Origin of the sequence: Jiangella anatolica, from assembly GCF_003236295.1 — a bacterium.
GTDB lineage: Bacteria > Actinomycetota > Actinomycetes > Jiangellales > Jiangellaceae > Jiangella > Jiangella anatolica.
This window is the reverse complement of record NZ_POTW01000130.1, coordinates 1-15027: the sequence shown is the minus strand read 5'-3', so window position 1 is coordinate 15027 and position 15027 is coordinate 1. Positions and strand designations below refer to the sequence as shown.

Annotated in this window: 12 protein-coding genes and 1 pseudogene; 7 read left to right on the top strand and 6 right to left on the bottom strand. The window is 73.2% G+C overall.

Annotated elements, in window-relative coordinates; all coding sequences use genetic code 11:
* Window positions 1-858, top strand: a pseudogene (locus C1I92_RS34130) (hypothetical protein); the annotation flags it as partial.
* Window positions 859-982: 124 nt separating this feature from the next.
* On the opposite strand, the gene C1I92_RS30565 reads toward C1I92_RS34130, so the two are convergent.
* On the bottom strand, window positions 983-2140 hold the full coding sequence (locus C1I92_RS30565) for an acyltransferase family protein (RefSeq protein ID WP_146605343.1): 1158 nt from the start codon (window positions 2138-2140) through the stop codon (window positions 983-985).
* A 440-nt stretch (window positions 2141-2580) separates the two neighbouring features.
* Window positions 2581-3216: a phospholipase A2 family protein gene (locus C1I92_RS30560; protein WP_111258409.1), complete on the bottom strand. Its 636-nt coding sequence runs from the start codon at window positions 3214-3216 to the stop codon at window positions 2581-2583.
* A gap of 137 nt (window positions 3217-3353) precedes the next feature.
* Here C1I92_RS30560 and C1I92_RS35890 point away from each other — a divergent pair, with 137 nt between their 5' ends.
* The 4 genes from C1I92_RS35890 to glmS all read left to right on the top strand — a co-directional run bounded on the left by C1I92_RS35890 (window position 3354) and on the right by glmS (window position 8036).
* Window positions 3354-5174, top strand: coding sequence for a sensor histidine kinase (locus C1I92_RS35890; protein ID WP_199521759.1), 1821 nt, complete (start codon window positions 3354-3356; stop codon window positions 5172-5174).
* Entirely contained in the window at window positions 5171-5836 is a 666-nt protein-coding gene (locus C1I92_RS30550; protein WP_111258408.1) for a response regulator, read from the top strand. The genes C1I92_RS35890 and C1I92_RS30550 overlap by 4 nt, the downstream gene beginning before the upstream one ends.
* A gap of 69 nt (window positions 5837-5905) precedes the next feature.
* Window positions 5906-6172, top strand: coding sequence for a hypothetical protein (locus C1I92_RS30545; protein ID WP_111258407.1), 267 nt, complete (start codon window positions 5906-5908; stop codon window positions 6170-6172).
* Window positions 6173-6218: 46 nt separating this feature from the next.
* A complete protein-coding gene (glmS, locus tag C1I92_RS30540) occupies window positions 6219-8036 on the top strand; it encodes a glutamine--fructose-6-phosphate transaminase (isomerizing) (RefSeq protein ID WP_111258406.1) in 1818 nt (605 codons plus the stop codon).
* On the opposite strand, the gene C1I92_RS30535 is transcribed toward glmS, so the two are convergent.
* The 4 genes from C1I92_RS30535 to C1I92_RS30520 form a co-directional block, all read right to left on the bottom strand.
* Window positions 8037-8957 carry an LLM class F420-dependent oxidoreductase gene (locus C1I92_RS30535; RefSeq protein ID WP_111258405.1) on the bottom strand — a complete coding sequence of 307 codons (921 nt, stop codon included), beginning with the start codon at window positions 8955-8957 and terminating at the stop codon, window positions 8037-8039.
* Between the two features lie 35 nt (window positions 8958-8992).
* A complete protein-coding gene (locus tag C1I92_RS30530; RefSeq protein ID WP_111258404.1) occupies window positions 8993-10129 on the bottom strand; it encodes a magnesium and cobalt transport protein CorA in 1137 nt (378 codons plus the stop codon).
* A gap of 171 nt (window positions 10130-10300) precedes the next feature.
* Complete coding sequence (locus C1I92_RS30525; RefSeq protein ID WP_111258412.1) at window positions 10301-11536, bottom strand: class I SAM-dependent RNA methyltransferase; 1236 nt, start codon at window positions 11534-11536, stop codon at window positions 10301-10303.
* Window positions 11533-13464 (bottom strand): APC family permease, encoded by a 1932-nt coding sequence (locus C1I92_RS30520; RefSeq protein WP_111258413.1) that lies wholly within the window; start codon window positions 13462-13464, stop codon window positions 11533-11535. Before C1I92_RS30520 ends, C1I92_RS30525 begins: the two co-directional genes overlap by 4 nt.
* 144 nt (window positions 13465-13608) lie before the next feature.
* On the opposite strand from C1I92_RS30520, the gene C1I92_RS30515 reads away from it, so the two are divergent.
* Together C1I92_RS30515 and C1I92_RS30510 are read left to right on the top strand one after the other, a co-directional pair.
* Complete coding sequence (locus C1I92_RS30515) at window positions 13609-14274, top strand: potassium channel family protein (protein WP_111258403.1); 666 nt, start codon at window positions 13609-13611, stop codon at window positions 14272-14274.
* Window positions 14274-14939 carry a potassium channel family protein gene (locus tag C1I92_RS30510; RefSeq protein WP_111258402.1) on the top strand — a complete coding sequence of 222 codons (666 nt, stop codon included), beginning with the start codon at window positions 14274-14276 and terminating at the stop codon, window positions 14937-14939. Before C1I92_RS30515 ends, C1I92_RS30510 begins: the two co-directional genes overlap by 1 nt.
* Window positions 14940-15027: the final 88 nt, after the last annotated feature.

Sequence of the window (15027 nt, the reverse complement as noted above, 5' to 3'; positions counted from 1 at the left end):
GGGTCGGACGGCGGACTGGTCACGCGGGTCTGGCGGGTGACGGTGGCCGCTCCCCCGGCGCTCGCCCCGTCCCGCGACCCGTTCTCCGTCGGGGCCGGTCCGGACCGCCCGCCCCGTGACGCCACGACGACGCTCTGGCTCGAGGCCGGCTCCGAGCGCCTGCCCGTCCTGCGCGACGGCGAGCCGGCGGTCGTCCGCTGCGACGAACTGCCGTGCGGCGATCGTCCGGCCACGGACCACCTGCTCATCGCCACGCTGCCCGCCGATGCCGAGCCCGCCATCGTGGCCACCGTCGACGGAGTCGACCAGCGTCTCGACCTGCGTACCGGCGAGGTGACGTCATCGGTGTCACGGGTCGCGTACGACCGGCCCAGCGTCGTGCCGGCGACGGTGCCGGCCTGGCCGCCACGGACCCTCGCGGTGCGCACGCAGGCACAGCTCGAGGCCGAGTTCGGCACCGGCGCCGGCGACCTCACCCGGGGCGGCCTCGACGTCGGCTACGGCGGCCGGATCGCCGAGATCTACCTGGCGCCGTTCGACCGCTTCGAAGGCTGGGCGCCTCCCGGCCACGCGTGGCTGGTCATCCGCGTCGAGGGCCATCTGCGCCAGCCCGCCAACACGTCCTGGCGAGCTCGCCTCGACGCGGCCGCCAGTTGGACCGTCACCCACGACGCCGGAGTGGCCACGCCGGCCTATCCGCCCACGCCTGACGACGTCCTCGCCTTCCTCGTCCCCGACGACGTGGTCTCGGTGACGCTCGCCTACCGGCCGACCGGCACGGTCGTCCTTCCGCCGGACGCCGCCCACCACGAGTTCCGTGCGCCCGAACCCCTCACCGTGGAGGTGCCACTGCCATGACCCCAGCCGACTGCGGCCGTTCCGATCGACGGCCGGCGCCGAAGCCTCCCGTGATGCGGGCGCGGCCGCCACCAGGACCCGAGCGGCCGGCTCCGCCCGCCCAGCTCCGGGATCGGCCGCGGGATCAGCGGCGGGGCCGGCCTCGCGCACCGGCCCGGCGGATCAGCCGCGACAGCAGCTCCCCCACCACGACCAGGGCGACCAGCAGCATCGCCAGGGTCGCGAGCCACGCCGGCCGGGTCAGCCACCACGTCGCGCTGCCCGGCTGCGGCGGCACGTGACCGCCGGCGAGCAGCGCGCCGAACGCGGCCACCAGCACCGTCAGATGCCACAGGTACACCGTCATGGCGACCGAGCCGAACCGCTCGACCGCGGCCCACGGCGCCGGTCGTCGCAGCCAGGACAGCAGCCACGGACGGGCCAGCAGGACGGCTGCGCCCTGCCCGATGCTGAGAACGAGGAGGCACACCGTCGGCGGCGACATGTTCGACAACTGCCCGGGCAGACCGACCATGCTGACCGGATACGGTCCGGGGCCGGTCAGCAGGATCAGCACGCCCACGGCGGCAGCCACCACGGCCCACCACCGGCGCCGCGGCACCGCCGCCAGCCGGCCGTCGGCATGGCAGACCCCGAGTTGGTGGGCGAAGAGCCAGACGAACGCCAGATTCGCGGTCGCGACGATCGCTGGACCGCCGGCGAGCCGCACCACGTCCACGACGACCGCACCCACCGCGAGCACGCCGAGGACGGTCCGAGGCGCGACGGCGTGGCAGCGCAGCAGCAGTGGCGCGACCACGATGATCCCGGTGTAGACCGCCAGGAACCACAACGGCTGCACCAGCAGCACGCCCAGCGCCACGGCGTCGCGCGCGGGCAGTCCGGCGGCGTACGCCACCATCCCGACGGCCGGGACCGCCGGCAGGAACCGCGTGACCGGCCGCCACAACCTCGTCAGCCGCGATCGCACGAACGTCCAGTGACCATCGCCGGCCGACGTCGTGCGCTGCCAGACGGTCAGGTTGGCGAACCCGCCGGCCATGAAGAACAGCGGCATCACCTGCAGCACCCACGTCGCCGGGCGGAGGGTGGTCAGCTCGGTGAGCGCGTTCTCCGGCGCCAACCGGCCGTCGGGCGACACGGACACCGACGCCATCAGCCAGTGCCCGACGACCACGATCGCCAGGCTGGCCGCGCGGACCAGATCGACCAGGCGATCCCGCGACGCCCCGCTCCCCTGCCGAACGGCCTCGGGAGCCATCGAGCCCGCGCGACCGGTCACGGCCGCGACCTCGCCCGGCGCCGTCGGCGACGCAGCGGAGACCGGCGGCACGGTTGCCGCCGGGCGAGGCGACGCCGCGAAGGCCAGCGGCACGGTTGCCGCCGGTCGGGGCGACGCCGCGGACACCAACGGCACCGTTGCCACCGGGCGAGGCGACGCCGCGGGAGCCGGCGGCACGGTTGCCGCCGGTCGGGGCAACGGCGAGCGAGGCGACGCCGCGGGGACCGACGGCACAGTCGCCACCGGGCGAGGCGACGCCACGGACACCAACGGCACCGTTGCCGCCGGGCGAGGCAACAGCGAGCCAGGCGAGGCCGCGAGGGCCGGCGGCACGGATTCCGGCCGGCCGTTGGTCGCCGCCCGGCCGGAGGCCACCGGCCGGGCGGGCGTCGCCGCCGGGCCGGGAGCCACTGCCCGACCGGCGGTCGCGCCGGGCCGGCTCATCGTGACCCCCGGCCGCGAAACCGCTGCGCGATCGACGGACCGACGGCGGCACCGGCGATCAGCACGGCCGAGACCAGGTAGGGCCAGACCGCCTCGTCGCCCGGGTTCCCGTAGCCCTGCCGCCACGAGTTGAAGCCGACGGCGCCGGCGGTCACGCGGGCGAGTGCCGCGCAACCTGCGCCGCCGTCCACCGCGGCGCAGCGAGCCCGCAGGTCGGCGGCGAACCGGTCGTCGACCGCCCGGCGGGCCCACGGGCCCAGCTCGCCGCCCTTCACGGTCGCGTAGCGGAGCAGGTCGTAGCCGAGATCGTGGGAGCGGCAGGCGCGGCCGAAGTCGTAGGTCGTGTCGCCGAGCCAGGAGCAGCCGCCGTCCGGATCGGTCAGGTGCACGGAGCCGTCCGGCTCGGTCACCGCGACCGGCCGGTAGCCCATGACCGCGGCGAAGTCCGCGGGAAGCGCAGCCGCCAGGTCACTGTCCGAGCCGGCTGCGGCGGCACCACGGCCGGTGAGGACGGCGACCGCGTGGGCGGCCGGCTCGTTCTGCGGCGCCGACGGCGTCTGGACCTGGCCGGCGCCCGTCAGCGCGAACGAGGCGAGTATCGCGGCCAGCAGAAGTCCGATCCGATTCCTCATGCCGCCGGACGCTAGGAACGGGGCCGCGGCCGATCGTCCCGCTGCGGAGCCAGCTTCGGCGTACCCCGCTGGTATCCCCTGAGGGACACCCCCGTAGTACGACGCGCGGCCGCCGGCTCCGCCCTAATGTGTGGGGCGTGAACGGCGAACGGCGCACCATCGGCTCGTGGCTGCCATGGCTGGGCGCCGCGGCCGCGTTCGTCGTCACCCTGCAGACGGCAGGCGACGTGGTGGACGTGCCGCTGAGCGCGACGCCGCTGGTGGCGGCCGCCGCGGCGCTCCCGCTTGGCCTGATCACGACGCTGCCGGCGCTCGGCTGGCTGCTGTCCGCCACAGCGGCGCTGATCGTGTCGCGCAGCTACGACGTCGTCGACGGCGATCCGTGGCCGTGGCCGGCGGTGCACGGAGTGGTGCTGCTGGCGCTGCTGGTCGCGACGGGACTCCAGCCGCAGCCCTGGGCGCGATCGGCCGACGACCCGGACGGCGCCGCCGACGAGACCGACGGGGTGGGCGGCGCGAGGCGAGGGCGGGCAGCGCGACTGTTCGGCGAGCTCGCCGTCCCCGTGGTGGCGACCGTCGCGACCGCCTTCCTGTTCGCCCTCTCCGTGCCGGACGACCTGCGCGCGGGCTGGGCGGTCGGCGCGGCCGTGGTCGGGGTGGCGGGAATGGTCGCCCGCCGCATCCCGGCGCTCCGCGTCGCACCGACCCCGGCCGTGCCGGTGGCGCCCGGCGACCTGCCGGCGCTGCTGCGCGCCGGACTCAGACAGGTCGTCGCCGACTGGGGGCCGCCACCAAAGGCCGGCCCGGGCGGCGCCGTCGCGCCGTGGGTGCGCCGCTACGTCCCGTGGCTGGCCGCGTTCGTCGTGTTCTGGACGGCGATCTCGACGGTCGAGGCGTCGGTCGCGATCCACCCGCTGCTGGTGCCGGTCGCCGGGCTGGCGATGGCGGTGCCGGCCGGCCTGGTCGACCGGCGGCCGCTCATCGGCTGGCGCATCGCCACCGTCCTCGGCGTCGTCCTGATCGCGTTGGGCACACCGAGCGACGGTGAGTACAACGGCGCCTGGCCGGTGATCTTCCAGTGGATCTGGCTCGCGACGGTGTTCTTCGTCGCCGCGCGGTACGACCGGTGGACGACGGTGTGCGCGTGGGCGATCACCGTCGCGGCCATGCTCACCGGCACCGGCGACGACCCGGGGACGGCGGTGACGATGATCGTCGCGGCGTCGGCGACCGCGGTCATCGGCGACCTCGTCCGCTCCCGCCGCACCACCATCGGCGACCTCGAACGCCAGACCGAGCTCAGCGAGCTGGAGAAGGCCCGCCGCACGATCCTCGAGGAACGTAGCCGCATCGCCCGCGACCTGCACGACGTCGTCGCGCACCACATGTCGATGGTCGTCGTCCAGGCCGAGACCGCCCCGTACCGGCTCGACGGGCTCGGCGACGACGCGCGCGCGGAGTTCGCGTCGATCAGCGGGTCGGCCCGGCAGGCGCTGGACGAGATCCGCGGCCTGCTCGGCGTGCTGCGCGGGACGGACGAGGCGGTCGCGCTGGCGCCGCAGCCGGACCTCGCGCAACTCGGCGACCTCGTCGACGGCGCGCGCCGGTCGGGGGTGGTGGTGGAGCTGACGACGACCGGGACGCCGCCGACCGAGATGCCGGCGACGGTCGGGCTGTCGGCGTACCGGATCGTTCAGGAGTCGCTGGCCAACGCGGTCCGGCACGCGCCCGGCGCGGAGGTGACGGTGGACGTGGCGTACACGCCGCGCGCGGTGGAGCTGCGGATCCACAACACGGCGCCCGCCGCGGCCGGCAAGCCGACGGCACCGAGCGGGCACGGGCTGCCGGGTATGCACGAGCGAGCGGCGGTCGTCGGCGGGACGCTGACCGCCGGGCCGACGGCCACCGGCGGGTTCGCCGTGACGGCGGTCCTGCCGTACGAGGGAGCCGGCCGATGACCATCACGGTGCTGATCGTGGACGACCAGGCGATGGTGCGCGAGGGCTTCGGCGCGCTGCTGGCGGCGCAGGACGACATCGACGTGGTCGGCAGCGCCGCCGACGGGGCCGAGGCGGTCGACGCGGTGTGGCGCAAGCACCCCGACGTGGTGCTGATGGACGTCCGGATGCCGGTGCTCGACGGGCTGGAGGCGACCCGGCGGATCATGAGGGCGCCCGGCGACCGGCACCCGCGCGTCATCATGCTCACCACGTTCGACCTCGACGACTACGTGTACGACGCGCTGCGGGCCGGCGCCAGCGGCTTCCTGCTCAAGGACGCCCCCGCCGCCGACCTCGTCCACGCCGTCAGAGTCGTCGCGGCCGGCGACGCGCTGCTGGCGCCGAGGATCACCCGCACGCTGATCGCCGACTTCGCCCGCCGGCCGGACCCGAACCGGCCCCGGCCGGAGAAGCTGCGCGTCCTCACCCCGAGAGAGACCGAGGTGCTCAAGCTCATCGCCGCCGGCCGGTCGAACGGCGAGATCGCCGAGACGCTCGTGCTGGCCGAGCAGACGGTGAAGACCCACGTCGGCCGGATCCTGATGAAACTGGACCTGCGCGACCGCGCCCAGGCCGTCGTCATCGCCTACGAGACCGGCCTCGTCCAGCCCGGCAGCTAAGGAAGGAAACCTGCCCGATTCCGGGCAGATTCTTGGCAATCGGCGCGCCGGACGGGCACGCTAACCCCCGTGACCCACAACGCCGCGGATCTCGTCGAGCAGATCGTCCGCACGACGGGGCTGTCGCCCGGCGAGGCGCGGCGGGTCGTCGCCGACGTCGCGGCGTACTTCTCCGAGCCGGTCGAGGACTACGTCCGGCGCCGCCACCACGAGCTGCAACTGCGCGGCGGCAAGAACGACGAGATCTTCGAGCGGATCCAGGCCGAGCTGGCGCACCGCCCGGTCCGCGCGCCGGAGCTGTCGGCCCGGCAGCTGCGCCGCATCGTCTACGGCTGAACGAGCCGAACAACGAGCTGAGAAGCACGAGAGGACGGAACCACAGATGTGCGGAATCGTCGGGTACGTCGGCGCGAAGCCGGCCGCCCCCATCCTGGTCGACGGGCTGGCGCGGCTGGAGTACCGCGGCTACGACTCGGCCGGCGTCGCCGTGCTGGGTCCGAACGAGATCCGGCTGCACCGCGACGCCGTGCGGGTCCGCGAGCTGGAGGCCAGCCTGCCGAAGCGGTTCGGCGGCAGGACCGGCATCGGCCACACCCGCTGGGCCACCCACGGCGTCCCGTCGCAGCGCAACGCCCACCCGCAGCTCGGCGCGGGCGGCCGGGTCGCCGTCGTGCACAACGGCATCATCGACAACGCCGCCCAGCTGCGCGCCGAGCTGCTGGCCGACGGCGTCACGCTCAGCTCCGACACCGACACCGAGGTCCTCGCGCACCTGATCGAGCGCAGCGACGAGCCGACGCTGGAGAACGCCGTCCTGGCGGCACTGGACCGGATCGAGGGCACCTACGGCCTCGCCGTCCTCGACCAGGCGCACCCGGACCGGATCGTCGTCGCCCGCAACGGCAGCCCGATCATCCTCGGCATCGGCGACCGCGAGATGCACGTCGCCAGCGACACCGCCGCCCTCGTCCGCTACACCAAGCAGGTCGTCCACCTCGACGACGGCGAGCTCGCCACCCTGAAGGCCGACGGCTACCAGACGTTCACCCGCGACGCCCGCACGACGAAGACCGCGGTCACCGTCGACTGGGACACGTCCGACTACGGCACCGACGGCCACGCGCACTTCATGCACAAGGAGATCGCCGAGCAGCCCGACGCCGTCCGCCGCGTCCTCAAGGGCCGGCTGGACGAGCGCTTCCACACCGTCCGGCTCGGCGGGCTGGAGATGGACGCGCGCGAGCTGCGCGAGTTCCGCCGGGTGAAGATCCTCGGCTGCGGCTCGGCCTACTACGCCGGACAGGCCGGCGCGCAGTTCATCGAGGAGGTCGCCCGCATCCCGGCCGACGCCGAGCCGGCCTCGGAGTTCCGCTACCGCAACCCGGTGATCGAGAAGGACACGCTCTACGTCGCGGTCAGCCAGTCCGGCGAGACGTACGACACGCTGGTCGCCGTCCAGGAGCTCAAGCGCAAGGGCGGCCGGGTGATCGGCCTGGTCAACGCGGTCGGGTCGAGCATCGCGCGCGAGTGCGACGGCGGCGTCTACCTGCACGCGGGCCCCGAGGTCGCGGTCGCGTCGACGAAGGCGCTGACGAACATGATGGTCGGCTTCGCGCTGCTCGGCCTGCACCTGGGCCGAATCCGCGACGTCTCACCGGCCGACGGCCGCCGCCTCATCGGCGCGCTGCAGGCGCTGCCGGACCAGATCGAGACGATCCTCGCCGACGAGGACCACCTGGCCTCCGTCGCGAAGGACCTCGCCGTCGCGCCCAGCCTGTTCTTCGTCGGCCGGACCCGCGGTTTCCCGGTGGCCCGCGAGGGCGCGCAGAAGCTGAAGGAGATCTCCTACCGGCACGCCGAGGCCTACCAGACGTCCGAGCTCAAGCACGGCCCGCTGGCGCTGGTCGGCCCCGACCTGCCGACCGTCGCCATCGTCCCGGCCGACGAGCTGCTGGAACGCAACCTCGGCGCGCTGCAGGAGATCACCGCCCGCTCCGGGCCGCTGACGGTGGTGACGCACGACGGCGTCGGCCTCGGGGTCGAGCCGACGCACGTCGTCACCGTGCCGAAGAGCGAGCCGGAGCTGGACCCGCTGCTGCTGACGATCCCGCTCCAGCTGATCGCCTACCACGCGGCCCTGGCGCTCGGCCACGACGTGGACAAGCCGCGCAACCTGGCCAAGTCGGTCACCGTCGAGTGATCACACGTTCGGTGCGACCTCGGCCGCGATCAGCTCCAGGTGATCGAGGTCGGACAGGTCGAGGATCTGCAGGTAGACGCGGGAACCGCCCAGCTCGCGGATGGCGTTGATGCCGTCGACCAGCTCCTGCGGCGTGCCGGCCAGGCTCTTCGCCCGCAGCTCCGCCGGGTCGCGGCCGATCGCCGCGGCCCGCCGCGCGTACTCGGCCTCGTCGGCGCCGCAGACGGCGGTCAGCGCGACCGAGTAGACCAGCGAGTCCGGGTCGCGGCCGGCCTCCTCGCACGCCTTGCGCACGGCGAGGAACCGGTCGCCGATCTCGGCCTTGGCCGGGAACGACGTGTTGTACTCCGCGGCGTACCTGGCCGCCAGCGCGGGGGTGCGGCGCGGGCCGTTGCCGCCGACGATCAGCGGCACCGGCTGCTGTACCGGCTTGGGCAGCCCCGGCGAGTCCGAGATCGTGTAGTGCGCGCCGGAGTAGGAGAACGTCGACCCGGGCGCGGTGTTCCACAGCCCGGTGACGACGGCGAACTGCTCCTCGAGCAGGCCGAACCGCTGCTCCGGGAACGGGATCCCGTACGCCTCGTGCTCACGCGCGTACCAGCCGGCGCCCAGCCCCAGCTCGACCCGGCCGCCGGACATCTGGTCGACCTGCGCGACCTGGATCGCCAGCACGCCGGGGTGCCGGAACGTCGCCGCCGTCACGAGCGTGCCGAGCCGGATCCGCGACGTCTCGCGGGCCAGCCCGGCCAGCGTCGTCCACGCGTCGGTCGGGCCGGGCAGCCCGCTGATGTCACCCATCTTCAGGTAGTGGTCGGACCGGAAGAAGGCGTCGAAGCCGAGCCGCTCGGTCGCCTGCGCGACGGCGAGCAGGTCGTCGTAGCTCGCGCCCTGCTGGGGCTCTGTGAAGATCCGAAGCTGCATGGGTCCAGCCTTTCACGGCCCCGTCTTCAACCGGATCAGAGCCAGCCCTTGCGCCGGAAGACCACGAACAGCGTGGCGCAGACCATGGCCATGAGGAACACCGCGAACGGGTAGCCCAGGCTCCAGTGCGTCTCGGGCATGTTGTCGAAGTTCATCCCGTAGATGGTGCCGACCAGCGTCGGCGCGAACAGGATGGCGGCCCAGGCGGAGATCTTCTTGAGCTCCTCGTTCTGCTCGAAGCTGGCCTCGGTGAGCGACTTCATCTCCTCGTTCTGCTGCTGCGTCACCAGCGTCGCGTTGACGGCGAGGATGTCCGACAGCACCTGCCGGAAGCCGTCGACCCGCTCGGTGACCTCCGTGGCGTGGTCGGCGACGTCGCGCAGGTAGCGCTGCAGCTCCTCGTCGGTGCCGTACTTCTCGAAGCCGGCCTCCAGGCCCGACAGCATCGCCGACAGCGGCCGGGTGGCCCGCTGGAACTCCAGCACCTCGCGCGACAGCTCGTAGATGCGCAGGGTGACCTTGGGGTCGCGCCCGAACACCTGGACCTCGATCTCGTCGACGTCGTTGCTGACGCCGTTGACGACCGGCACGTAGCCGTCGACCACGGCGTCGAGCACTGCGTACAGCACGGCTTCGGGACCCAGCCGGAGCAGGTCGGGGTCGTTCTCCATGCGACGGCGGACGATGGACAGGTTCGGGGCCGCGCCGTGCCGGACGGTGATGACGAAGCCGGGCCCGACGAACAGGTGCAGCTCGGCGAAGTCGACCTCCTCGACGGCGTCGAGGTAGCGGGCCGCGCGCAGCACCACGAACAGCGTGTCGCCGTATCGTTCCAGCTTGGGCCGCTGGTGCGCCTCCATGGCGTCCTCGACGGCGAGCTCGTGCAGGTCGAACTCGTCGGCCAGCGACAACAACTCGGCGTCGCTCGGCTTGTAGAGGCCGATCCAGGCCATCGCCTCGGCGTCGGCACGCAGCTGGCGGTAGGTCTCGGCCAGCGAGCTGGGCGTGCTGATGCGCTTGCCGTCGCGGTAGAGCGCGGCGTCGACGATGCTCGACCGGCGCTCGGTGGCTTCCGGCTCGTCGGTCGAGTGGTCGGTCACGGAGTTGTCGCGGCCCTGACGGCGCAGGGTCGGCCGGATGACGCGCAGGGCACGCTGACGACGAGGAGGCATGGCGACGCTCCCAGGAAGGTGCGGACGGAGACGGGGGTCGTACGACGCAGGACCACCCGGCCGTCAGGCATCAGCTGCCCCGGACCTCGGCGCCCTGCGGCGCATGACTAGGAGGTTCGCTGCGCATGGCCGCCTCACCTCCGATGCGTCGCCGCTGTTTTCACGCCGCCGTCAAGGATAGTCCACTTCGCCGGCCGGGTGGAGGATCGCGACGCACTCCACGTGGTGCGTCATCGGGAACAGGTCGAACGCGCGCAGGCCGGTGAGCCGGTAGCCGAGGCCGGCGAACGTGGCGAGGTCGCGGGCCAGCGCGGCCGGGTCGCACGCGACGTAGGCGACGACGCGGGGCCGGCGCTCGGCGATCCGGCGGACGACGGCGGCCTTCGCGCCCTCGCGCGGCGGGTCCAGCACGACGACGTCGGCGGCGACCGGCACCCCGGCCGGCCCGGTGCCGGCCAGCACCCGGTCCACCCGTCCGGCCAGCAGCCGCACCCAGGGGACGTCGTGCAGGTTGCGCCGGGCGTCGGCGATGGCCTGCCGCGACCCCTCGACGCCGACCACCGTCCCGGCGGAGCCGACGAGCGGGGCGAGCGCGCCGGCGAACAGGCCGACGCCGCAGTAGAGGTCCAGCGCGGTCTCGCCGGGCCGAGCCTGGACGCCGTCGAGCACGGCGTCGACCAGCGTGTTCGCCGCGCCCGGGTGGACCTGCCAGAACCCGCCGCCACTGACCCGCCAGCGCCGCCCGGCCGCCTCCTCGACGACGTGACGGCGGCCCTCGACCACGTCGCCGTCGACGAGGACCTGCCGCTCCCCCGTGTTCGCGGCGACCACCTCGACCGACGACCCGGCCGGCCATCGCTCGTCGCCCAGGCGGGCGTCGGCATGCGCGATGCGGCAGAAGTCGATGGGCACGACGGTGTGCGAGCGGTGTGCCCGCAGCCCGGCCCGCCCGGCGTCGTCGACGGCGTACGTCACGCGGGTCCGCCAGTCCAACCCGTCGGCGTCACCGGGAACCGGCTCGACGTCGACCGGCCAGGACAGTCCGGCCAGCCGCTCCAGCTGCTCGGCGACGACCGCCGCCTTCAGCGACCGCTGCGCCGGCACCGCGACGTGCTGCCAGTCACAGCCCCCGCACTTGCCCGGACCCGCCCACGGGCACGGCGGGTCGACCCGGTCCGGCGACGGCGTCAGCACCTCGACCGCGTCGGCGCGCCAGAACCGGTCCTCGGTGCCCCCCTCCGTGACCTGGATCCGCACCCGCTCGCCGGGCAGCGCGTGCCGGACGAAGACGGCGCGGCCCTCGTGCCGGGCGACGCAGACGCCGCCGTGCGCGACCGGGCCGACGTCGACCTCGACCTGCGTGCCCGCGACGGACTCGCCCCGGACGGTGCGTTCGCGGCCGCTCAGCGCGGCCCGCCCCGTCGCACGTCGCCCGGCGCCCGCCGGACCCGCTTGACCTGCCTGGCCTTCGCCGACGCCGCCGAGCGCAGCTGCCACGGCACGCTCGTCACCATGACGCCGGGCGTGAACAGCAGCCGGCCCTTGAGCCAGAACACGCTCTGGTTGTGCAGGAGCCGCTCCCACCAGTGCCCGACCACGTACTCCGGCACGTACACCGTCACGACGTCGCGCGGGCTGGCCCGGCGGATCGCCCGCACGTACTCGACCACCGGCCGGGCGATCTCCCGGTACGGCGAGTCGAGCACCCGCAGCGGCACCGGGATGTCGTGGCGGTCCCACTCGTCCAGCAGCGCCGCGGTGGCCGGCGAGTCGACGTCGACGGTGATCGCCTCGAGGATGTCCGGCCGGGCCGCCCGCGCGTAGGCGATGGCCCGCACCGTCGGCTTGTGCAGCCGCGACACGAGCACGACGGCGTGCACCCGCGACGGCAGCAGCGACTCCGCCGGCCAGTCCTCGACCGCCAGCTCCTCGCTCGTCGTGTCGTAGTGCCGCCGGATGCCGCGCATCAGCAGGAACAGCAGCGGCATCATCGCGACGACGAGCCAGGCGCCGTGGGCGAACTTGGTGATCAGCACGACGACGAGCACGACGCCGGTGAGGATCGCGCCGATGCCGTTGATGACCCGCGAGCGCAGGATCTGGCGTCGTTCGGCCGGCGTCGGACCGGCCGCCAGCAGCCGGTTCCAGTGCCGCACCATGCCCGTCTGGCCGAACGTGAACGCGGTGAACACGCCCACGATGTACAGCTGGATCAGCCGGGTCACCGAGGCGTCGAAGGCGAAGATCAGCACGCCGGCCAGCACCGCCAGGACGATGATGCCGTTGCTGAACACCAGCCGATCGCCGCGGGTGTGCAGCTGGCGCGGCGCGTACCGGTACTGCGCGAGGATCGAGCCGAGCAGCGGGAAGCCGTTGAACGCGGTGTTCGCGGCCAGGATCAGGATCAGCGCCGCCGCGCCCTGGATGTAGTAGAAGGGGATCGTGTCGCCGCCGAAGACGGCCTCGGCCAGCTGCGAGATGACGGTCGGCTGCGGCTGCGTGCAGTCGAAGCCGACAAGGTCGCAGGAGTTCTCGACGTAGCGGACGTCGGCGATGACGGCCAGCGCGGTGATGCCGCTGAACATCGTGATCGACAGCGTGCCCATGATCGCCAGCGTGGCGGCGGCGTTCTTCGCCTTCGGCTTGCGGAACGCCGGCACCCCGTTGGCGATCGCCTCGACCCCCGTCAGCGCCGTACAGCCGGACGCGAACGCGCGCAGCACCAGCAGCATCAGCGCGATGCCGCCGAGGTCGGTCATCTCGGCATGGACGTCGTACTGGGCCGACGCCGCGACCGGGTCGTCGCCGAACACCGTCTTGCCCAGGCCCCACACGATCATCGCGCCGATGCCGACGATGAACAGGTAGGTGGGAATGGCGAATGCGGTGCCGCTCTCGCGGATGCCGCGCAGGTTCATCGCCGACAGCAGCACGACGATGCCCAGGGCCATCGGCACCCGGTACTCGTTGAGCTCCGGTACCGCCGAGATCAGGTTGTCCACGCCGGCGGAGACCGACACGGCCACCGTCAGGATGTAGTCGATGAGCAGCGCGCTCGCGACGATCACGCCGGCCGTCGGCCCCAGGTTGGTGTTCGCGACCTCGAAGTCGCCGCCGCCGGTCGGGTAGGCCCGCACCAGCTGCCGGTACGACAGGACGACGGTGATCAGCAGCAGCACGACAACGGCGGCGACCCACGGCGTGTACGTCAGGTAGGCCAGCCCGCCCAGGGTCAGGATGACGAGGATCTCCTGGGTGGCGTACGTGACCGACGACAACGGGTCGCTCGCGAACACCGGCAGCGCCAGCCGCTTGGGTAGCAGCGTGTGCCCCATGCGGTCGCTGGGGAGCTTGCGACCGATGAGCAGCCGCTTGGACAGATCGCCGAGGCTCGGCACGATCGGCAATGGTATGCCTTCCGCCGGGGCCGTGTAACGTCGGCTGCAACGGCCACCCCGGTGAGTTGTGAGAGGACCACAGTGCACGTCGTCATCATGGGCTGCGGCCGGGTCGGCTCGACCGTCGCTCACATCCTCGAGACGCACGACCACACCGTCGCGATCGTCGACCAGAACCCCGAGGCGTTCCGCCGGCTCCAGCCCGGCTTCGAGGGCTCGACGGTGGCCGGCGTCGGGTTCGACCGCGACGTGCTGATCGAGGCCGGCATCGAGCGGGCCGACGCGTTCGTCGCGGTCAGCAGCGGCGACAACTCCAACATCCTCGCCGCCCGGGTGGCCCGCGAGACGTTCGGCGTCGACAACGTCGTGGCCCGCATCTACGACCCCGGCCGGGCCGAGGTCTACCAGCGCCTGGGCATCCCGACGGTGGCGACGGTGCGCTGGACCGCCGACCAGATCCTGCGCAAGCTGTTCCCGGAGGGCGCGCAGACCGAGTGGGTCGACCCCACCGGCACCGTCCAGCTGGCCGAGTTCCCCGTCAGCAGCGGCTGGATCGGGCAGACCGTGGACAAGCTGGAGGACGCCTCCGGCGCCCGGCTGGCGTTCCTCACCCGCTACGGCGAGGGCCTGCTGCCCACCGCGAACACCGTCCTGCAGGACGGCGACCTCGTCCACGTGCTCGTCAACACCGAGCGCATCCCCAACGTCGCGCAGGTGCTGGCCAAGGATCCGGAGGTGGAGATCTGATGCGCGTCGCCATCGCCGGTGCCGGCAACGTCGGCCGCTCGATCGCGTCGGAGCTGCTGGCCAACGGCCACGACGTGCTGCTGATCGACAAGGAGACCAAGGCGATCAAGGCGGCCAGCGTGCCGGAGGCCGAGTGGCTGCTGGCCGACGCCTGCGAGTTGTCCATGCTCGAGGAGGCGGCGCTGGACCGCTGCAACGTCGTCATCGCCGCCACCGGCGACGACAAGGTCAACCTCGTCGTGTCGCTGCTGGCCAAGACCGAGTTCGGCGTGCCGCGCGTGGTGGCCCGGGTGAACCACCCCCGCAACGAGTGGATGTTCAACGAGTCCTGGGGCGTCGACGTCTCGGTCTCGACGCCGCGGATCATGAGCGCGCTGGTCGAGGAGGCGGTGAGCGTCGGCGACCTGGTCCGGCTGTTCAGCTTCCGTCAGGGCGAGGCGAACCTGGTCGAGCTCACGCTGCCGGCCGACTCACCCATCGTCGGCACCGCCGTCGCCGACGTCGCCTGGCCGGTCGACACCTCGCTCGTGTCGATCATCCGCGGCAAGCACGTCCACAGCCCGCTGCCCGACCTCCCACTGGAGTCCGGCGACGAGCTGCTGTTCGTCGCCGCCCCGGAGCGGGAGAAGCAGCTGGAGGACCTGCTCTCCCCCCACACCGGCTGACTCAGCCGCGCCGCGCCCGACGCCCGCGGCCCCGGCCCGCCCCGGGAAGGGGCGGGTTGATGGGGTCAGCCGTCGACGGGGTCGGGGT

Coding starts and splice junctions, on each gene's coding strand:
- C1I92_RS30560 (WP_111258409.1), bottom strand. CDS start 3,216: ATGAGGAATCGGATCGGACTTCTGCTGGCCGCGATACTCGCCTCGTTC.
- glmS (WP_111258406.1), top strand. CDS start 6,219: ATGTGCGGAATCGTCGGGTACGTCGGCGCGAAGCCGGCCGCCCCCATC.
- C1I92_RS30535 (WP_111258405.1), bottom strand. CDS start 8,957: ATGCAGCTTCGGATCTTCACAGAGCCCCAGCAGGGCGCGAGCTACGAC.
- C1I92_RS30520 (WP_111258413.1), bottom strand. CDS start 13,464: ATGGGGCACACGCTGCTACCCAAGCGGCTGGCGCTGCCGGTGTTCGCG.
- C1I92_RS30530 (WP_111258404.1), bottom strand. CDS start 10,129: ATGCCTCCTCGTCGTCAGCGTGCCCTGCGCGTCATCCGGCCGACCCTG.
- C1I92_RS30550 (WP_111258408.1), top strand. CDS start 5,171: ATGACCATCACGGTGCTGATCGTGGACGACCAGGCGATGGTGCGCGAG.
- C1I92_RS30510 (WP_111258402.1), top strand. CDS start 14,274: ATGCGCGTCGCCATCGCCGGTGCCGGCAACGTCGGCCGCTCGATCGCG.